Source organism: Streptomyces sp. NPDC052236, assembly GCF_044548015.1.
In the GTDB taxonomy this organism is placed as follows: Bacteria; Actinomycetota; Actinomycetes; order Streptomycetales; family Streptomycetaceae; genus Streptomyces.
In genome coordinates this window covers 79,540-99,033 of record NZ_JBIUBL010000024.1, presented here as the reverse complement: position 1 = coordinate 99,033, position 19,494 = coordinate 79,540, and the positions used below count along the sequence as shown (strand labels likewise).

Annotated in this window: 15 protein-coding genes and 2 pseudogenes; 12 read left to right on the top strand and 5 right to left on the bottom strand. The window is 68.0% G+C overall.

The window, feature by feature from the left end:
* Positions 1-492 precede the first annotated feature (492 nt).
* Entirely contained in the window at positions 493-1,002 is a 510-nt protein-coding gene (locus ACIHCQ_RS32315) for a dihydrofolate reductase family protein (protein WP_399670355.1), read from the top strand.
* A gap of 275 nt (positions 1,003-1,277) precedes the next feature.
* Here the strand turns inward: ACIHCQ_RS32315 and ACIHCQ_RS32310 are convergent, their stop codons facing one another.
* A complete protein-coding gene (locus tag ACIHCQ_RS32310; RefSeq protein ID WP_399670351.1) occupies positions 1,278-2,441 on the bottom strand; it encodes a phosphatidylserine/phosphatidylglycerophosphate/cardiolipin synthase family protein in 1,164 nt (387 codons plus the stop codon).
* 281 nt (positions 2,442-2,722) lie between these two features.
* Here ACIHCQ_RS32310 and ACIHCQ_RS32305 point away from each other — a divergent pair, with 281 nt between their 5' ends.
* Both ACIHCQ_RS32305 and ACIHCQ_RS32300 read left to right on the top strand, forming a co-directional pair.
* Positions 2,723-3,421: an alpha/beta fold hydrolase gene (locus tag ACIHCQ_RS32305; protein WP_399670523.1), complete on the top strand. Its 699-nt coding sequence runs from the start codon at positions 2,723-2,725 to the stop codon at positions 3,419-3,421.
* A 682-nt stretch (positions 3,422-4,103) separates the two neighbouring features.
* Positions 4,104-5,471 (top strand): vanadium-dependent haloperoxidase, encoded by a 1,368-nt coding sequence (locus tag ACIHCQ_RS32300; RefSeq protein ID WP_399670348.1) that lies wholly within the window; start codon positions 4,104-4,106, stop codon positions 5,469-5,471.
* A 404-nt stretch (positions 5,472-5,875) separates the two neighbouring features.
* Here ACIHCQ_RS32300 and ACIHCQ_RS32295 read toward each other — a convergent pair whose 3' ends face one another.
* On the bottom strand, positions 5,876-6,424 hold the full coding sequence (locus tag ACIHCQ_RS32295) for a DUF6086 family protein (RefSeq protein WP_399670345.1): 549 nt from the start codon (positions 6,422-6,424) through the stop codon (positions 5,876-5,878).
* A 285-nt stretch (positions 6,425-6,709) separates the two neighbouring features.
* Between ACIHCQ_RS32295 and ACIHCQ_RS32290 the strand changes: the two genes are divergently transcribed.
* The 3 genes from ACIHCQ_RS32290 (at position 6,710) to ACIHCQ_RS32280 (ending at position 11,808) form a co-directional block, all read left to right on the top strand.
* Positions 6,710-6,886, top strand: a complete 177-nt coding sequence (locus ACIHCQ_RS32290; RefSeq protein ID WP_399670342.1) for a hypothetical protein — start codon at positions 6,710-6,712, stop codon at positions 6,884-6,886.
* Between the two features lie 457 nt (positions 6,887-7,343).
* Positions 7,344-10,325 (top strand): amino acid adenylation domain-containing protein, encoded by a 2,982-nt coding sequence (locus tag ACIHCQ_RS32285; RefSeq protein ID WP_399670339.1) that lies wholly within the window; start codon positions 7,344-7,346, stop codon positions 10,323-10,325.
* A gap of 139 nt (positions 10,326-10,464) precedes the next feature.
* Positions 10,465-11,808 carry a cytochrome P450 gene (locus tag ACIHCQ_RS32280; protein ID WP_399670336.1) on the top strand — a complete coding sequence of 448 codons (1,344 nt, stop codon included), beginning with the start codon at positions 10,465-10,467 and terminating at the stop codon, positions 11,806-11,808.
* Between the two features lie 137 nt (positions 11,809-11,945).
* Here ACIHCQ_RS32280 and ACIHCQ_RS32275 read toward each other — a convergent pair.
* Positions 11,946-12,086: pseudogene (locus ACIHCQ_RS32275) on the bottom strand (IS701 family transposase); the annotation flags it as partial.
* Between the two features lie 164 nt (positions 12,087-12,250).
* Here ACIHCQ_RS32275 and ACIHCQ_RS32270 point away from each other — a divergent pair.
* A pseudogene (locus ACIHCQ_RS32270) lies at positions 12,251-12,425 on the top strand (ATP-binding protein); the annotation flags it as partial.
* A gap of 83 nt (positions 12,426-12,508) precedes the next feature.
* Here the strand turns inward: ACIHCQ_RS32270 and ACIHCQ_RS32265 are convergent.
* Together ACIHCQ_RS32265 and ACIHCQ_RS32260 are read right to left on the bottom strand one after the other, a co-directional pair.
* A complete protein-coding gene (locus ACIHCQ_RS32265; protein ID WP_399670332.1) occupies positions 12,509-13,153 on the bottom strand; it encodes a dihydrofolate reductase family protein in 645 nt (214 codons plus the stop codon).
* 597 nt (positions 13,154-13,750) lie between these two features.
* On the bottom strand, positions 13,751-15,259 hold the full coding sequence (locus ACIHCQ_RS32260) for an alpha/beta fold hydrolase (protein WP_399670330.1): 1,509 nt from the start codon (positions 15,257-15,259) through the stop codon (positions 13,751-13,753).
* Between the two features lie 95 nt (positions 15,260-15,354).
* On the opposite strand from ACIHCQ_RS32260, the gene ACIHCQ_RS32255 reads away from it, so the two are divergent.
* From ACIHCQ_RS32255 to ACIHCQ_RS32235, 5 genes are all read left to right on the top strand, one after another.
* Positions 15,355-16,272 (top strand): MerR family transcriptional regulator, encoded by a 918-nt coding sequence (locus ACIHCQ_RS32255; protein WP_399670326.1) that lies wholly within the window; start codon positions 15,355-15,357, stop codon positions 16,270-16,272.
* Between the two features lie 264 nt (positions 16,273-16,536).
* Positions 16,537-16,683: a hypothetical protein gene (locus ACIHCQ_RS32250; RefSeq protein ID WP_399670323.1), complete on the top strand. Its 147-nt coding sequence runs from the start codon at positions 16,537-16,539 to the stop codon at positions 16,681-16,683.
* A complete protein-coding gene (locus ACIHCQ_RS32245) occupies positions 16,680-16,847 on the top strand; it encodes a hypothetical protein (protein WP_399670321.1) in 168 nt (55 codons plus the stop codon). Before ACIHCQ_RS32250 ends, ACIHCQ_RS32245 begins: the two co-directional genes overlap by 4 nt.
* A gap of 125 nt (positions 16,848-16,972) precedes the next feature.
* Positions 16,973-17,923, top strand: a complete 951-nt coding sequence (locus tag ACIHCQ_RS32240) for a tyrosine-type recombinase/integrase (protein ID WP_399670318.1) — start codon at positions 16,973-16,975, stop codon at positions 17,921-17,923.
* 90 nt (positions 17,924-18,013) lie between these two features.
* Positions 18,014-19,486, top strand: coding sequence for a site-specific integrase (locus ACIHCQ_RS32235; RefSeq protein ID WP_399670315.1), 1,473 nt, complete (start codon positions 18,014-18,016; stop codon positions 19,484-19,486).
* The last annotated feature ends 8 nt before the right edge of the window (positions 19,487-19,494 follow it).

Genomic DNA, 19,494 nt, shown 5'->3' with positions numbered 1-19,494 from the left:
TCGCCGAAGACGATCTCGCAGGCCAATCAGCAGGTCAAGGGCGCCCAGGTCCGTACGATCCACGTCCTTCCGCCCTCACCGTGTACGGCCACCGACAGCACAGTCATCGCCAGTCCGGAACCGGCGACCATGCCCGCTGGGCCGGTCCGGACGCGGGAGAGCGCGTCGGCCGGCTACCGCCGCGCCCTGGCCGCGCACCAGGCGACCAGCCCGGGCAGGAGAGACAACCCGGCAATCCAGGCCGCATTGGAGCGAAACCGCCCGAGGCCGAGCATGCGCCCCAGTGAGCAAGTCCGGGACAGCCCGCCGAAGGTTGGTGGCCCAGCGATGAGTTTCGGGGCGGGCTGGGTCAACGAGTACGAGGAAGACCGACGACAGGAACGACCATGGACACCGCAGAGACCCCCCAGAGGACCAGCATCACGTCCACCCCGTCACTGGCGGACACGGAACGACAGGCTGCCGGGGGGGAAGGTGCTGTGGCACTTCACCATGTCGCTGGACGGGTTCGTGGCAGGGCCGAACCATGCGATGGACTGGATGACGGGTTTCTCGTCCCGGCCCGGCCTCATCGAGGAGTATGCCGAGACGACCGGCACCGTGCTGGGCGGTCGGGACGGCTGGGATGCCTATCCCGATGCCGGCAACATCTACGGCGGCGCGTGGCAGGGTCCGCTCTTCGTCCTGACGTACCACCCTGAAGACGCGCAGCCCGCCGACGGCGTGACGTTCCTGAGCTGCGATGTGGCCGAGGCGGTCCGGATCGGGCTGGAGGCCGCCGGCGGCAAGAACCTTGAGGTCTTCTCGCCCACGATCGGGCGACAACTCCTTGAGCGCGGACTGATCGACGAGATCGACCTGCACATCGCGCCGGTGCTGCTCGGCGATGGGATCCGGCTGTTCGACAACCCCGGGGGCGTGCCTGTTCGGCTCGAGCTGCTCAATGGCGGCAATCGCTCAGCGGCGGTGAACCTGAGGTACCACCCGGTCGCGACCAGCTGATGGCTTTCTGAGCCAGTGGTGTCTGATCGCAGGTGTCAGGACGAGGTTGCCCTTCGGAAAAGCCGCCCGCGCCACCCGCACCGTCTCCACCGGGATCTCCTCCGGCTCCATCGGCTGCATCGACATCCTCCCCATACGACAACGCCGGCTCCCAAGACCACAACCAGGCCTTGGGAGCCGACGTCACGCGAGAGCTGGAATTAACCAACAGCGTCCCCCAACAGGAGCCCGGCCCTCACTCGTATGCGCTCGCACCAGCTGCGTACTCGCTTGTGTCAGCTGCCGGCGCAGTAGCTCATCAGCTGGTCGTGGTTGGCCTTGTACTGATCGTAGAGCGCGGCATTGTCGATCTTCAGCAGCGTCTCGTCATTGGCGCGCAGGGCCGGGTAGGTGTAGTTGTGGCTGCCGGTGAAGACCAGCTTCTTCCCGGACGCCCCGTCGTACACCCCGTTGATCAGCAGGTACTTGGAGTGCAGCCCGACCTTCGCGACACCGGTGCCGCGGTCCTCGTAGCACTCCACCCGCTGGGTCAGCTTGCCTGAGATGGTCGACTCCACGACGCTGCCCATCGCGCCGGGGGCGCCGTCGGCCGCCAGGGTGACGGCGCAGCCCGCGTTCTTGAGGGCGACGAGCTTCTGCGCGATGGCGTTACGGGTGAAGAGGTTGGCGGCCATCCGCACCTGGGTGCCGCCCGTGCAGCTGACGTTGTCGAGTATCAGCTTGATGGTGTCCGTGGAGGGATCGTTGTTGAAGTCGGTGCCCGCTGCTTCCTTACGAGGGAAGAAGTACGTCTTGTACGCGCCACTGGACGGGGTCTTGTAGTAGTGGCTCACGCCCGTCGAGGTTCCGTAGGCGAGCAGATCGGCGAAGTACGCCTGGTAGATGTCGTACAACCCGCCGTTGACGATCGTCACGGCATTGTTGAAGAGGTCGGTGCGCTGCAGGCTGGTCATATTGGCCGAGGCCTGCACGACGACCTTGTTGGCACCTCCCACCTGTGAGAACAGGAAGAACTTGTTGTGGTTGATGGTGCCGTCGTCGTCATTCGTCAGCACCCGGCCGCCGATGCAGCCGCGGCGGGCCGGACAGGCCAGTACCCAGGAGGACTTGGTCCGGTCGGTGCCGAGGCCGGCGACCAGGGCGTTGTACTCGCCGCTGTCCATGGTCACGGTGGTGTGGTCGACGATCACCTTGACAGCGACTCCGCGCTGCTTCGCGGCGACCAGCGCGGCACTGACCGTGTCGTCGGTGAAGGTGTACATCGAGACCGTGATCGAGGTGCCCGACCCGGCGTCTTTGATCAGGCTCACGATGTGGTCGCGGACCCTGCTCTGTTCGGCGGAGGTCCCGGCCGGGTTGTTGAAGGTGGCGGTTGTGGTGACCACCAGCGCCTCGGTCTCCGCGGACGCGGTGGCCGTGGAGAGAGTGACAGCGGACATCAACGCGGCGGCCAGACTTAGCAACCATGTGGTGGAACGGCGCAAAAGACTTTCCCTTCATGACGACTTACGGCGCATACATGACAATCAGAGAGGATCCTAGCCACCCACGCGCACACAGAGAGAGGGGGGCCGAGGGCCGGGCCGTGGAAGGGCCTCGGCGTCCGGCCTCCCTCTCGTCTCTTCACGATCTCGACTGCAGGGGAGCAAACTGTGCGCAATGCCGCGGTGACGCACGAGGGCGACCAGATCCGCTGGGTTGAGCTGCCGGGGCAGGAGCCATCACGCGTCTACGCGCATGGTCTGGGCGCCACTTCGCCTGCCTACTTCACGGAGGTTGCGGTTCATCCTCTGCTGGCCGGCCGCCGTTCGCTGCTGATCGACCTGCTCGGTCACGGCATCAGCGACCGGCCGACAGGCTTCGATTACACCTGGAGTCCCACGCGGATGCACTCGCCGTGGCCCTGACCTCCGCGGGCGTCACCGGCGCAGAGCTGATCGCGCACAGCATGGGAGGCTCGGTGGCCATCGTCCTGGCGGCCCGGCATCCGCACTTGGTCTCCCGCCTGGTGCTGGTCGACGCCAACCTCGACCCGATCCCGGCCACGCCCGCCTCTGGAGGCAGCAGCGGCATCGCCGCCTATTCCGAGCAGGAATTTCTGACGGACGGAGGGGAAGAGGTCCGCGACCGGGCCGGCTCCCACTGGTGGTCCACGATGCGCCTGGCCGGCCGTGACGCCCTGCATCGCAGCGCGATCCACCTGACCCGCGGCACCGTCCCCACCATGCGTGAGCTCCTGCTGGACCTGAAGATTCCCCGCACCTACCTGCTGCCCGAGACCGACGGCCCGCTCCCGGGCACCGACGCACTCACCGAAGCCGGGGTGTCCGTCGTCGCCATCCCGGACTGTGGACACAACATCATGCTGGACAACCCGGAGGCATTCGCCCGCGCCAGCGCTGCGGCGCTCGCGAACTGAGACCAGGAAAGGCCAGGCGGCGCGCCACATTGGAGCGTGACGTGGAGATGTCCGCACATGTTTCTTGTGTGTGATGACGAAGGAGTGGGCCCGTGCGGCCTCGTGAAGGCCGAGGTCGGCGAAGGATGCCGGGGCCTGGCCAACGAGTTCCCCGGTCAGGTCAGCGCCCCGCCGAGAAGGCCGAAGGATGACGCCCGCTTGGCGAGTGGTACGCCTGGCGAGAGGCGTGCCGACGGCAGTCGTCTCGCCGGATCTGCGTCGAGCACGCCAACGCCGAACACAAGCAGTGGCGCCCGCTGCAGCGGTACACCAGCCGCCGTGAACGCTTCGCACAGACCTGTCGCGCAGTCGCCAGCCTGTCTCCGACCGCGTCGGCCGCCGGGCCACCCAATGGCGGACAGGCACCGAACTCGTCCTCGCCCGCCCGGCCGCCGACTGATCACTCACCGGCCAAGCCGCCTGGACGCCACCCACCCGGACCTCGGGCGCGGCTGGGAGCGGGCATGATGCGGGGCCAGGTCCTACGCGGTCCTCGGCGCGGCCCGCATGCCGATTGCGACGTTGCCACCCTGGACTGAGAACCAAACGGACACTCCCGTGAGAAATCCTGATCAACGGAGTGAGAGGCAGCACCGTCGGTGAAACGGGGTGACTGTTCACGCGGCGGGCCGTTGATCCCGTTATGGATACATTTGGTTCGGGCGGGCGGGCCATCGTCCGCGCTGTCGCATCACTCCTGCTCCTCGCCGCCACGGCCGTGGCCGGCCCCACCGCCACCGCCACCGCCACCGGCGACAGCCACCCGCCGCCATCGGCGGACCCCGCCGCGATCCGCGAGTGGAACGCCATCGCGACCGACACCATCACCACCAATCTCGGCACCCGCCCCTCCGGGCAGGCCGTCATCTGGCACGGGTTCGTCTCGGCCGCCGTCTACAACGCCGTGGTCGGTATTGAGGGGCGCTACGCCCCGTACAAGTGGCATGCGCACGGGCTCTCCACCGCATCCCCCGAGGCAGCGGCCGTGACCGCCGCGCACCACGTACTGCTCACCTACTTCCCCGCCTCCCGGGCCCCGCTCGATGCCGCATACGCCGATTCACTCGCCAAGATCCCCGAAGGCGAGGCAAAGAGGCAGGGCGTGGCCTTCGGGGAACGCGCCGCCGACCATCTCATCGAACTGCGCGAAGGGGACGGCCGGTTCGCACCGGTGGAGTTCACCGCTCCGCCCGCGCCCGGCGTCTGGCGGCCCACCCCGCCCGCCTACCTGCCCTTCATGGACACCTGGCTCGGCAGGCTTCGCCCGCTGCTGCTCACTTCCCCGGATCAGTTCCGTCCGGGCGAGCCGCCCGCCCTTTCCTCGGCCCGCTACGCCGAGGACGTGAACGAGGTGAAGACCATGGGGGCGAAGATCGGCTCGTCCCGCACTGCCCTTCAGACCGAAACCGCCCTGTTCTTCGGGGGCGGTCTGGTGGTGCAGCTCCAAGAGGCGTTCCGGGACTACACCGCCCGGCACCATCTGGGGATCGCCGAGACAGCGCGGCTGTTCGCCGCGGGGAACGCGTCGGCGACCGACGCCGTTGTCACCGCTTGGGACGCCAAACTCCACTACGGATTCTGGCGGCCGATCACGGCTGTTCATCTGGCCGACACCGACGGCAATCCCGCGACCGAAGCCGACCCGCAGTGGCAGCCGTTGCTCGTCACACCACCGCACCCCGACTACATCAGCGGCCACGCCGCGGTCGCCGGCGCCGTGACCCAGACCCTGACCGGGATCCTCGGGACCACACGCCTCGACCTCAACATCTCCTCCGAGATCACCGGCACCACACGGCACTACGAATACGCCGATCAGTTCAACGAGGACATGATCAACGCCCGCGTCTGGTCCGGAATCCACTCCCGCGCGGCGGACACCGCCGGCTGCCGGGCCGGCAACCGCATCGGCGTCTGGACACTCACCCACTACTTCCAACCGCTGCGCCCGCCACGCCCGCAAGCCACGCCGCCGGTCCAGCCGACGTGCCCGCACGGCAGCGCGAGCTGACGAGTCCCGGCTCGACGCACCTGGGTTTCTGGGGCGCCTTCCACGAACCAACCCCGCGGGAGGGCCCGTCCACGGCGAGCCGGCGGGTCAAACGCTTAGCCGACGCCCCCGAAGACCTCTTCCAGGGGCAGTGGCAAAACCGCCCCACCGGCCTCGACGAATGCAAGCCCTACCTGGACGACCGCTGGAACCAGGGATGCGCCAACGCCTGGAAGCTGTGGGAGGAGATCGTGCCTTTCTGCTACAAGGGCAGCTACCAGCGAGTTCGCACCTACCTGCGGGAGAAACGTCTCTCGCCTGGACCGGTTTCCGCCCGGCCGCCGACCCCTCGGACGGTCTCCGGGTGGATTCTACATTGCCTTCTGATGGCTTCCGAGCCCTTCGCGGGTGTTGGCAGACCAGGCTTACGCCGCCATGAAGCGGCCCAGTTCGCGTGACTTCTGCTGAAGGGCGGCTGCCCAAGCCCCCTCACAGGAATCCGGGACCGTCGGGACCAGAACATCCTTGAGGCCGCCGACCTCGGCGAAGCCCGTCGGCTGCCATTTCACCTCGATGCCTGCTCGCTCCGCCAGGACCAGCACCGTGGCAACGAACCCCTCGGACAGGGCAGCCATGACTGCGTGACTCGTTTTCCGGTGCCACGCGAGCAGGACGTCGACGAACGTTTTGAACACGAGGGGGTCGATCTGGCACTCGTCAGCCTGCATGGGTCCGATGCCGGACGGCAGACCCAGTTCCGCTTGGTAGACGCTCACCTGACTCATGAACAGCCGGGATGCCCCGTTGGACGGGTTCCATAGGGTCTGGTCACCCATGTCGTAGTACTGGCTCAATGCAGCCCCTCCCTGCTGGTCATACCGGCCAGCGTCGACGGAAAGTGAGCCAGAACCCAGACTGACGAAGCGGCTGCCGCCCTTCTTGCTCTGACGGCTTGCAGAGCCGGGCTCAGCCACCGAACACCGCCTTGATGTCGTCGGGGTTGTAACCGGCGGCGTAAGTGCGCTGCAGTTCGTGCCGAGCTTGGGGCGCTTCCGCAGATCGTCTGTGGCGAGTACACCGAACCGAGGTTGGACGCCGTCACTCCCACTCCGTCTGAGGTTCACAAGGGCACGAGCGTTCAACGCTTTCACGCACTACAGAGTGCGAGCCGGTTGGCATGGTGCTGCTGAAGGGCTTGCCTGGAACTGAGGCCACGAGGCCAGGCGATGCGATTCCCTACACCCCCAAGGAGGACTGCCGTGCACATTGAGGACGCCCACAGCGAGGAGATCGTTCAAGCGCGGCAGCGACTCGACGCACTGGACATGCAGATTATCCGGATCGTCAAGGAACGGGCGTCGTTCTTTGCCCTGGTGCGGTCGGCGCGTACGGCAGGGGCGGATGCCGCACGGACAGCAGCCGGCGTGAGAGCGTGATCGTCACGCGTTATTGCGAAGGGCTCGGCCCTGTCGGTCGCGAATCGCGCTGAGCCTCTTGCGCCTGTGTCGTGGTGCTGATCCCGGCCAGGTGGCCAACCGCGCTCGGGAACCGTTCCGTCGTTCCTTTGTACCGACCTTCAACTCGTCATGCTCTGCAGCGTGTTGGATGCCCAGTGTGAGCGAATGCGGGTGGTGGCACGTACCCCGCCACCGCTGATCGCGGCCCTCGACTACCAGTCCCGAGACAGCTCACGAATCGTCCGGCGGCGCGTTTCGCACCCCTGGCTGCGGCTGGGACACGCAATTGGCCATTGACAGCACCTGCCGTTTCCGTTCAAACCCTCATTTCCTGTCTGGGAGATCATCCATGGCAGTAACCGAATCACCATGTGTCTGGCGCAACGATGCCCCGTACCCGCGGGATGCCTCTCTGGAGGTGTTGTTCTCTCGTCGTGTGGCACTGGCCGGGGACGATCCTGCGGTGGTGGACGGTGACCGTGTCGTCAGCTATCGGGAGCTCGACCGGATTTCCGGCGCTATCGCCCAGGCGCTGGCCGTGAGAAAACTTCAGCCGGGCACAGCCGTTGGTGTACTGGGGACCCGGTCGTGGGAGGCGAGTGCCGCGTTCCTGGGCATCCTGAAAGCTGGCGGCGTCTGTGTGCCCTTCGACGCACATTACCCGACCGCGCGGCTGAGCAGCATGCTCGCCGATGCGGGCGTGGACACCGTGATTCTGCTGCCGGGCCAGGCCCCGGTCACCGAAGCCGAGGCGGGTGCAGCCTGGCTGCCCTTTACCCGTCTGCTCGACCACCCCACCACCGATGTCCAGGTGGGGCGGCCACTTCGGTCGGCGCAGGACGGTGCCTATGTGCTGTTCACCTCCGGCACCACGGGCCGGTCCAAGCCCGTGCTCTTCCCGCACCGCGCGGTGACCCGCCTGGCCGGGGACGACGTCCCGTGGAGCGCAGGTGCCGACGGGCGGGTGCTGCAGACGTTCGGGCTGTCCTTTGACGGTTCGCTGTTCGAGACCTGGGCGACCCTGTTGCGGGGCGGATGTCTCGTCGTAGCCGACCGGGCCACCATGCTCGACACCGCCGCCCTGCGCTCCCTGCTGGCCGCCCAGCGCATCAGCCACGCGTTCATGACCACCAGCCTGTTCCATCACACGGTGCGGACCTCTCCCGATGCCTTCGCCCAGCTGGAGATGGTGCTGATCGGCGGCGAGGCCATGGACACCGGCCTGGCCCGGTCCGTGCTGGCGGCCGGCCCTCCCCGCTACCTGATCAACGGGTACGGGCCGACCGAGGGCGGGATCATGGTCAGCGCCTACCAAACACGTCTCCTGGCCCCGAACGCCGTCTCCGTACCCATCGGACGCCCGGTGGCCGGCAGCTCATGCCACGTGCTGCGCGCGGACCGTACCCCGGCACCGCCAGGAGAGGCGGGAGAACTGTTTCTCGGTGGAGACGGCCTCGCCCTGGAATATCTGGGTATGCCCGAGGAAACCGGGCAGGCCTTCGTGCACCTGACCGTCGACGGCCGCCGGGTGCGGCTGTATCGCAGCGGGGATCGGGCACGCTGGAATCAGGACGGCATGCTGGAGTTCCAGGGGCGCACCGACCGGCAGGTCAAGATCCGCGGCTTCCGTGTCGAACTGGACGCTGTCGAGGCTCAGCTGCGTTCCCACCCCGATGTCGCCGAAGCCGCCGTTCACCTGCGCGGTAACGACGGTATCGGCAAGGGCATCGCCGCCTACGTCACCCACTCTGATCCCGCGCGTCCCGCTGATCCTGTTCGTCTGCGCGCGTACCTGGCCACGCGCCTGCCCACGCACAGTGTGCCGGCGCCGATCACCGTGCTGCGGCAGTTCCCGCTCACCGCCAATGGAAAGATCGACTACGTCGCGCTGCGTGCCCTGACATCCTCCGACACCGATGACACGGCCCCGCAGGCCTCGGGTGACGATCTCGCGGCCCGTATGTGGAACAGCGTGCTCGGCACCACGGTCGGCCCGGACACGAACTTCTTCGATGCCGGCGGCAACTCGCTGCTCGCGGCACAGGTCGTCACGCGCACTCTGAAAGGCCTCGGGCTCGGGCCGCGCGCTTTCAGCGCAACCCTGCAGAAGCTGCTCGCCCAGCCCACCCTCGCCCACTACCGCACTGTCGTCGACGGCCTGAGCGACGGTGGCTCCGCCGATGGTGATTGCCTGATGGTCGACCACGAGCAGCAGGCCCGCGTGGAACTCGCTCCCGTGGCAGTCCGCCAGTCGCCCCCATCGCCGCGCAACGCCAGGAACATCCTGATGACCGGAGCCACGGGCTTCGTCGGCGCGTTTCTGCTCGAACGCCTTCTGCACCACAGCGATGCCGCAGTGCACTGCCCCGTGCGGGCCGCCACAGTTGACGAGGCAGCCGACCGGGTCCGCGAGAACCTACGCCGCCACGGCCTCCCGCTCCAGGACCTCGACCGGGTAAACGCCTTCCCCGCCGACCTGGCACAGCCCGACCTGGGCATGGACCCTGGCACTCTCAACCGGCTCGCACGGCGGCTCGACCTGATACTCCACAACGGGGCCCGCGTGAACTTCCTCTACCCCTACCACCGGCTGCACGACAGCAACGTCACAGGCACCCGCACCATCATTGACATCGCCGCGCCCCGTCGCATCCCACTGCACCACGTTTCCACCACCGCGGTCCTGGCCGGCAGCGGTGTAGGTGGTATCACAACCGTGGACGAGACGACCCCGCTCAGCCACCCGCATCTGATCAGCATGGGCTACGCGGAGACCAAATGGGTCGCCGAACGGATGCTGCAGCACACCACCGCCGACGGGCTCCCTGTCACCGTCTACCGGCCCTACGAAATCGCCGGACACAGCAAGACCGGCGTATGGAACACCACCAGTGCCATCTGTGCCGTCTTCGGCGCGATGACCGAACTCGGTCTCGCTCCCGACATCCCCCTGCCCCTGGACCTGGTTCCGGTCGACCACGTGGCGGAGACCATCGTCGGTACAGCCCTCCGCATGCCCCACCTCGGCGGAGTGCTGCACCTGACCAACCCCCGTCCGGCACACCTGACCGACATGGCCCGGCGCATGCGCGCAGCCGGCTACCCCCTCAACGACGTGCCCTACGGCCACTGGGTCAAGGCCATGCTCGACCACGTCGACCAGCACCCCCAGGCCCCGATCGCCCCGTTCGCCCCGCTGTTCGCCACCCGGGTCAACGGCAGCGACATCAGCATCAAGGAGATGTACTTCGACAACGTCTTCCCCGCCATCCACCGCAGCCGCACCGACGAGGTCGTACCCGACTGGCAGGCCAACTGCCCACCGGTTGACGACGCCCTGCTCGACCACTACATCACCTACCTGACCAGCCAAGGCTGCCTGGCAAGAAGGGAGCTTGTGCGCGAGGGGGTGCGTTGACCCCAACGTGGTGCACCGGCCCTGTCCGAGCTCTGGGCTGGACATAGGCCGAGCAGTGACATCGACTCCGGCACCACATCCCGGGCGGCTTGACCGCGCGAAGCATTTTTCAGCCGCACTGACCCCTGGAGATGGCCCCATGACAACAAGCGGCATCACACGTGCTCCCGGTGCACTTCCGGCCGTTGGGCATATGCTGCGATTGCTCCGCGATCCATTGGATTTCCTCACCTCGCTGCCGCGCCACGGTGATCTGGTGCGCATCGAGTTGGGACGTGTTCCCGCAATCGTGGTCTGTGCCCCGGAGCTGACCCAGCAAGTCCTCGTAGACGATCACACCTTCGACAAAGGCGGACCGCTGTTTGACCGGCTCCGGGAAGAAGTACTCAAGGATGGACTCGTCAGTTGCCCGCACAGCCGCCACCGGCACTACCGGCGGCTGATCCAGCCCACCTTCCACCCCGCCCGCCTGCCCGGATACGCACTGACAATGACGCGGCAAACCGCCGCCCTGGCGAACGTCTGGCATGACGGCGAGATCATCGACGTGCTTGCCGAGTTGGTCACTCTCACCAGCCGGATCCTGGTGGAAGCGATGTTCTCGGACGCGCTGCCGCCCAGGAAGCTCCAGCAGGCCATTGACGATCTCGCTACCATCAACCGGCGCCTCTACCGACGAGCGGTCATGCCTGCCCTCATGAACCGGATTCCCACATCGGGAAACCGCCAGTACCGCAGGGCACTGTCCAGCCTGCAGCAGACCGTGGGCAACGTCATCGACGACCGCAGGGCTTCACGCAGCGACAGGGGAGACCTCATATCAGCCCTACTGGGCAACTCCTCAGACGCCGAGAAGGACCTCGGTCAGGGCCTGTCGGATGCCCAAATCGCCGACCACGTCCTCAACTTCTTCATCGCCGGATCGGAGACAACCTCCAACGCCCTGGCGTGGGCCGTTCTCCTCCTCGGGCAGCACCCCCAAGTACAGGCACGAGTACACGCCGAGGCGGACTCGGTGCTGGCCGGATCACCAGCCACCCTTGAGCATCTGCCACGACTGGAGCTGGTGAACCGCGTCGTCAGCGAAACACTGCGAATGTATCCGCCGGCATGGATGCTGACACGAACAGTCACCACCGACACCAAGCTGGGCGGAGAACTGCTCCTATCGGGTACCGCCGTGATCATCAGCCCCTATCTCATCCACCACCGTCGCGACATCCACGACGCCCCTGACCTCTTCGACCCTGATCGATGGGCCAGCACAGCAACGGCGGGAACCACTCACCACTCCTTCATCCCCTTCGGAGCAGGTGCCCGCCAATGCATCGGTGACCAGTTCGGCCTCGTCGAGGCCGCCCTGGTTCTTGCAACCCTTTTCGCCCAATGGCACTTCGAGCCCATGCCGGGAGAACACCTACGCCCCTCCGTGGCATTCACCCTGCCACCGAAGGGCACGCGAATGCGCGTAACCGCACGGTGAGGCTGTGCCCCTGGCTGACTCCAAGAAGCACTGACCGGCTAGTAGTGCAACGACACTCCGTGATGGCCTCTGCGTTTGTAGTGGCTGATGCGGGCTCGGGCTTGGCTATTTCTTCGCCATAGGGACCAGGCGAGTCACCACGCGGTGTAGCCGCGGACCTGGTAGTGGTGGAGTCCGGTTTCGTTCTTCGCGGTCTGGAAACATTCCTCGACCATCCACCGGGCTCCTGCAATCCGTGCAGGTTCCTTCAGTGGGGTTCCGGCCGGGCAGAAGCAGATGTTTACTCGGGCAAGGCCGTCCACCGGGTCTTTGCCTCCTGCGGCCAGGAAGCCTTCTTCGAAGAGCACGTGCACGCGCTTCGCACGCTGGGGCGGCGTCCCGCGGAGCAAGATCCGCTACGACAACCTGAAGTCAGCCGTCGCCCAGGCGCTGGGGCTGAACCGTCGCGTCCAACGAGTCGTTCGGTGGGTGGACAAGGACGTTCACCGATCCCCGACTCTGCGCGGCCATCGTCGACCGCCCGACGTTCAACGGCACGATCATCGAGACCTGGCACCGACTCCTACCGGCTCGCCCCCACCAGGGCACGAGCTGAGGAAACCGCCAAGGCCGGCTGACCGCCCGAGGCGCGACTCGACGGCCCGCCTCAGGGCGGCCCCGGGAAGCAAAACAGCCGGCCGGGGCCAGCCCTGAGGCCCGGTCACTTTCGCCAGAACAGGTGGTGCGTCACCCCGCTCGGGCTGGGAACGACCTCCAGGTGGAACCGGTCGAGCAGCTCATCGGGGGACTCCCAGAGTCGTACTCCGGACCCGAGCTTCACCGGCGAGACCGCCACGTGCATGGTGTCGACGAGGTCGGCGTCGAGAAACTGCCGGATGGTGGTAACCCCGCCGCCGAGTCGGACGTCCTTGCCCTGCGCCGCCTCCCGGGCCTGCTCGAGGACCGTGGCAGGGTCGCCATCGACGAAGTGGAACGTGGTGTCGGAAAGCGTGAGCGAAGGACGCTTGTGGTGGGTCAGGACGAATACCGGGGTGCGGAACGGGGGCTCGTCACCCCACCAGCCCTGCCACTCATGGTCCTGCCAGGGCCCGCGCTGGGGCCCGAACTTGTTGCGGCCCATGATCTCGGCGCCGATGTTGCGTGCGTAGTCCCGCGTGAGGTAGTCGTCCAGGCCCCGGCTCCCCCCGGGGTCGGTGCGCATGGGCCAGCTGGCCGTGGCGCCGGCCCAGGCGAGCAGCCTCTCGGGATCGACATGACCGAACGGCCTCTCGAGGGTCTGGTCCTCACCGGCACCGATTCCGTCACTCGAGACGTTGAAGTTCTGGACTCTCAGTAGCTGAGCCACGCGTTCCTCCTGTGATGGGGCGATAACGGTGGTGAGACTCTCCGGGCCGGGAAAACTCATCGCTGCGTCCGTGACCGGTCAGAAATTGGGCTACCCAGTGTCCTGATCTGTGAGGTTTGCGCGGTTTGGGCAGAGCTCCTGTGGTGAGGGGGCGTCGCCCCTGCGGAGCCGTTCACCATCTGCTCGGACATGGAGGAGGCTTGAAGGAGCTGTCACAGACGGCGGGCGGCCCATGCAGTGACGTCGTGAACATTCAGGCCACCGTCGACCGCCACCTGACGCCCGAACCGATGGACAAACGCTGCCGCTTGAAGTGAACGAAGCCACCCCCCACAGCCGCCGCGCTTAGCGGAACCTATCCATAGGCCAGCCGCCGTAGAACCGTCGTGTCCGCTTCGGGTGCGAGGTGCCGGGACGGCTCACCGAAAGGGCACGAGCCGTAGGCGACCTTCTCGTTGAGGACACGCCGGCTCCTTCGGTACGCAGCGTTCCTGGCACCGTCCGGTGCCAGGAACGCTGCGTACGGCGTCGATCGGTGCTGCAGGGTGGGGTGACGCGCATACCCGCTGGGGTGCCGAACCTGCCGCGCTGGCGAGGTCAGCCCTCGAGGTGGGCGAGGACGGAGCGCACCGCGTCGTGCACGGCCTGACGGGTCTCCTCGGTGGGGTCCATCGTCTCGAAGCCGTGCAGGCCCTCCGGGACGTCGATCACCTCGATGTCCCGTCCGTGCGTCTCCGCGGCGGTGAGGAACTCCTCGACGGTCGCTGCGATCTCGACGCGTTCCCGCTCCACCCGGGTCAGCACAATCGGCAGCGGACCGGCGGTGGCCAGCGCGGCCGCAGGCCGGAAACGGGCGTCGGTCAGGCCCCAGTTCGGCAGCGGAGCGAGCACCGGGTACGACGCGGCCACGCAGCGCAGCCACGGCGGGGGCACCGCGATCCAGTCCGCCGAGATCAGCCCGCCGGCGGAGAAGAACCAGAGCGCGACGCGGTCCGGGTCGACGCGCGGGTCGTCGCGGACGCGTTCGACCGCCGCGGCGACGTCCTCGGCGGCCCGCTCGTAGTCGGCGAGGTCGTGCAGCCGGTGGTCCACCGTCACGCCGACCGCGCCCAGGCTCGCCACGTACCGGCCGTAGCCGATGAAGGCCGGCCAGTCGCGCGGGGTCGGCGTCACGCCGGCGGGCACGGGACCGCCGTGCACGAACACCACCGCGGGGCGGGGGCCGTCCGCTTCGGGCAGGTAGAGGTCGACGTGTCCCACTCGTTCGCGCGGCCGCTCCGGCACGTCGAGGAGGAACGGCCGCAGATGCGCCGGCCGCTCGCTCGCCGCGGGGTCCAGCCGGTACCCGTCCCCCGCAGCGGCCTTGAGCAGGACAGCGGCGAGCTCGTCCGGGGTGGAGAGCATCGGCCAGTGCCCGGTGTCGAGTTCGAAGAAGGTCACACGGCGGTCGAGGAGCGCCTGGAACCGGGGGTCGCCGAGCCCTACGAAGGCCTCGACCGTGGCGATGCTCGACCCGTTCCCGGTGCACAGGACGCCGGTCGTCGGCAGCTCGGCGCTCACGCCGGTCAGCCGGAGCGGCTGCCTGAGGGTGCCCAGGGGGTGCGGTGCGGCCAGGCGGGTCAGCCGGGCCAGCGCGTCGTCGGGGATGCCGGCGGTGCTGCCCCAGCGCTGCCAGTCCTCGTGTGCCGGGACAGGGATCCGCCAGTCGGCCCCGGCTGCGTCCGCCCCGTCGAGGAGCAGTTCGCGCAGCTTCTGGTCGGGGACCAGGTTGAGGGCGGGCTCGCCGTCCTGGGGGATGCCGGTGTCCAGGTGGACGATCCGGCCGATCCGGTCCGGGCGGCGGTCGGCCGCGCCGAGCACCGGGTGGATGCCGTAGTCGTGGCCGACGATCACCACGTCCTGAGCGTCCACGTGGTCGATCAGCTCGACCAGGTCCTGGACGTGGGTCTCCAGGTTCGTCCCAGGGCCTGCCAGGTGGCGGCGGTCGCCCAGGCCGGTGAGCGTCGCCGGATAGACCTCGGCCCCCGACTCCCGCAACCGGTCCGCGAGTTCCTGCCAGACCCAGCCGCCGGTGTACGTGCCCGACACCAGGATGAATGCCGTCATGAATCTCTCCTCGCGTTCTTCGGTGCGCGGGGCGCCGTACGGGCCGTCCGCGCTTGCCGATACCGTAGGAACTCCCCCTGAGGGAGGTTCAAGCCTTGTCGCCCGACGGCATGTGGAGCATCGGAGAGCTCGCCGAGCACGCCGGCGTCTCCGTCAAGACCGTCCGCTTCTACTCGGATCGCGGTCTGCTGCCCGAGGCCGCGCGCAGCGCCGGGGGGCATCGCCGGTACGGCCCCGAGGCGCTCGACCGGCTTCGTCTGATCCGCTCCCTGCGGACCCTGGATCTGCCGGTGCCGGACGTGGGGCGGGTCCTCGACCAGGAGGACGCCCTGGAGGACGTCATCGCGGGGCAGTTGCGGGCGCTCGGTTCGCAACTCGCCGCCCTGCGCTGGCGCGAGGCGGCCCTGCGCCTGCTGCGGGACTGCACCGCGCAGGAGCGTGCCGAGCGGCTGCGGCTCGTCGGGGCCGTGACCGCCCCACCCAGCACGGAAGCGCTGGCGCGGTTCTGGCGGCGCTGGCTGCCGCCGCGGCTCCCGGCCCGGCTGGTGTCGTCGATCCTCGAACAGACGGTTCCGCAGCCTCCGGAGGATCCGGACCCGGCCCAGGTGCTGGCCTTCGCCCGGCTGCACGCCTTTGTCTCCCGCCCCTGCGTCGGAAATGACCGCGGCCAGCCCGCGGCACACCGGCCGGACGAGGGCTACCGTCCGGTGGTGCTCTACGACGGGCTCGCGGAGGCGTACGCCCTGGCGGCCCCGGCCCTGCGGGCGGGGCGGCCGCCGGACGTGGGCGACGCGCTCGACTGCTTCGTCGCCGCGTATGCCCGCTCGCGCGGGGCGCGCGACACGCCCGCATTCCGGCATCGGCTCGGCGGCGTGCTCGCGGCGGACCCCCGTATCGACCGCTACTGGCAGCTCGTCGCCGAACTGGCCGGTCCCGCGTACCCCACGCCGGGCGCGGCTCACGACTGGCTGCTGGCCGCGCTGGACGGCGACATCGCGGGCTCCGCCGCCTGACGGTGGGGCTCCGCGCGCTCCTCGCCGTGCCGGGGCGGCAGATCGAGGCGGGGGAGGTGGGCAGGGGCGAGCGCCCGGAGGAAGTCTGCGGCGCCGAACGCCTCCCCGGCCGCGACCACGCCCCCCGCCGTCTCCGTCCTGCCCCAGCCGGAGTGGCGAGGTGCTGCGGACCTCACCCCCGCAGGGGCTGGAGGCCGCTTTCTTCGAGCGTTGCAGCGCCGTGCTGTGTCCGGCAGCCGTAGCGCGGCGTAGCCGGCGGCGGAGATGCCCGCGCACTTCATCGCCTTCGACGTCCTGCAAATTGAGGGCCGGGAGCTGCTCAGCGAGCCGTACGAGCGGCGCCGCGGGATCCTGGTGAAAATCTGTTCACCGAGCATGGTCTTGCGCCGCAGTGGACGTTGTGTCCGATGACGACTGATCCGGCCGTCGCTCAGGAGTGGCTGAGCTCCTGGACGGAGGTGCAGGGCGTGGAGGGCATCGTCATCAAGGGCTTGGGCCAGCGGTATGTGAGCGGTGCCCGCGGCTGGTTCAAGGTCCGAAACAGGATGAATTGCATTGGCCGCAACAGTCCGTAGACCCATGCCTCGACCGTTTCCGCTGGTCATCGCCGCTGCCTCAGGAGCGTCCTGAGCCGCCGCTGATGGCGGGCCAGCACCTTCGACCTAGACGCAACAATGATGCGTTTGATACAACGGCGGACATGGTCACTGAGGCACCCGGTTCGGTGCGTCTTGCCCTGGCCCCGAACGTTGTCCTTCTGGACCCGGAGCCAGCGGTTTTCTCTGCAATGAAGGAGGGTTGGGCGCGGCAACAGTCCGCGCGGTTTCTCCAGGCGTCGACGGTCCAGCCTCGGCTGCGCCTGATCCAACGGTTCGAGGAGTTCACGGGGTTGTATCCGTGGCAGTGGACTCCCGCCGATGGCGAGGCGTTCATCGTGCACCTTCGCAGCGGGTCCAAGCCGATCCAGTTGTCTACGGCTCGGGCGTACGAGGTGGTGATCGAGCTGTTCGTGGAGTACCTGCTGGACCGCCGCTATGGGTGGGTTGAGACCTGCCAGGACCGGTTCGGTCTGTCGCCGCAGGTGATCTTCCACGAGGGCAACTCCGTTCTGCACTCGGTGGAGTACGAAGGCGATCCCCGGCGTCGGCCTCTGACTTACGACGAGGTCCAGGCGCTGTTTGACGCCGCCGATGCCCGACCTCGACGCATTCACGGACAAGGTCGCAAGGGCACGCTCACCGCGCTGCGCGATGCTGCCGCGCTCAAGACGATCTACGCCTACGGCACCCGGCGGACCGAGTCCTCAAAGGTCGACCTGGTGGATCTGCGGCGGCACAGGAAGGCGCCGCAGTTCGGTACCGCCGGCAGCATGACCGTCCGGTACGGCAAGTCCTCCAAGGGGACGCCGCCGAAGCGGCGGACCGTGCTTCTGGTCCCGGAGATGGACTGGGTAGTGGACGTGCTCGACGAGTGGGTGCGCGAGGTTCGTCCGAGGCTTTCGCCGGGCCTGCACCCGGCCTTGTGGGTGACGGAGCGGGCTGGCCGGATGTCTCCCCGCTCGATCAACGAGGCGTTCGTGGCGGCGCGCCAGGATGCCGGCCTAGACGAGGATCTCGACCTGCACTGCCTGCGCCACATTGTCTCTGCTTAGTTTCCGTGTGGCGATTGGCTTCAACTGTGTTGTTGGCCTGGTGGTTTGGGCTTTGCGCTGAGCCGTGTGGTGTTTCTACTGTCAGCGCTCATGATCCTGAGCTTCTTCTCGTCCCGGGGCTGGGAGTCCTGGGACATCGAGCATCGGCCGTTGATCCCCGAGGGAATGCCCGTGCTCATCGACGACGACCTGCGCTTCGAGGACGGACCGGCTGCGCTGCGCCCGACGGCGGTGGTGAACCGGTGGCTGCGTGAACTCCCGGTCAGCGGGGCGCCCGCGCCGAGTTCATGGGAGAACTACGCGCGAGTCCTCAAGGAGTGGTTGGAGTTCCTGGCCGTACACGGGGTGGGACTGTTCGACTCGCGGGAGCGGTTGAAGGCAGGGCTGAGCCGGTACGCCGAGCATCGGGCGGCGGGGCCGTTGAAGGCCCGGTTCGCGGCGACGACGTGGGGCCAGCACATGAGCATCCTGTCGTTGTTCTACCGGTGGGCGATGCATGAGGAGTACGCGGCGGCCGAGCCGTTCACCTACCGGGCCGCGCGGGTCCTGTTCGCCGGGACCGGCCGGGAGGTGAAGGTGAATCTGGCGGTTCGCCGCACGCCGAAGCCGCACGTGACGATCAAGTACCTGGAGCCGGACTTCACCGAGCTGTTCCGCAAGGGCCTGCGTGGGCTGGCCCCGGACGGCTCGCAGGACACCGGTTTCCACGGGCGGGAGCTGACCCGCAACGGGGCGGTCGGGGATCACGCGCTGGCCACTGGGATGCGGCTGCAGGAGTTCACCTATCTGCTGCCCTGGGAGATCCCCGCCCTGCCGCCGGAGGCGACCGCGGTTCCGATCCCGTTCCCGGTGCCAGCCGGGATCACCAAGGGTAAGAAGTTCCGCACTACGTGGACCTCTTACGAGGCCCTGGCCGGGTTGCACGATTATGTCGAGTTGGACCGGGCCGCCACGACGGACGGCTCGCTCTGGCGGCCGCCACGACGGTGGGGCGAACCGCTGATGGTGACCGAGCCGGACGCCCGGGGCGGGCTGATCAACGGGGTCCGGCGGCCCTGGGAATCGCTGACTCCGGCCGAGCGGCGTCGTCTGGTCGCGCCGGAGGGCGGTTCGTGCCTGCTGGCGGTGAAGAACGGCGGCGGCCCGTTCACCGCCTGGGGCACGGTCTTCGAGCGGACATCCGACCGGATCCGGGCTCGCTTCGAACCGCGGTTCCCGCACGTCTGGCCCCACCGATGCCGCCACACCTTCTCCATGAGGACCCTGGAATACCTGGTCACAGGGCATTACCGGCAGGCCGCGAAGCTCGTGCGGGACACCGATGCCGACGCCGCTCTGGTCTTCTACCTGAGCAAGGCCGACCCACTGCTGGTGCTTCGTGATCTTCTAGGACATTCCACCGTCCTCACCACGGAAAAGTACCTTCGGCGCTTGGATACGACGCGCATCTTCCGGGAGGCATACGAGGGGGCCGGCGCCGCGGCCGGGCTGACCGACGACGCGGGCGCCGACCGGGAAGCCGCCGCCGAGTTCGACGACGACATCGAGGGCGGGGCTCTCTGATGCCGACC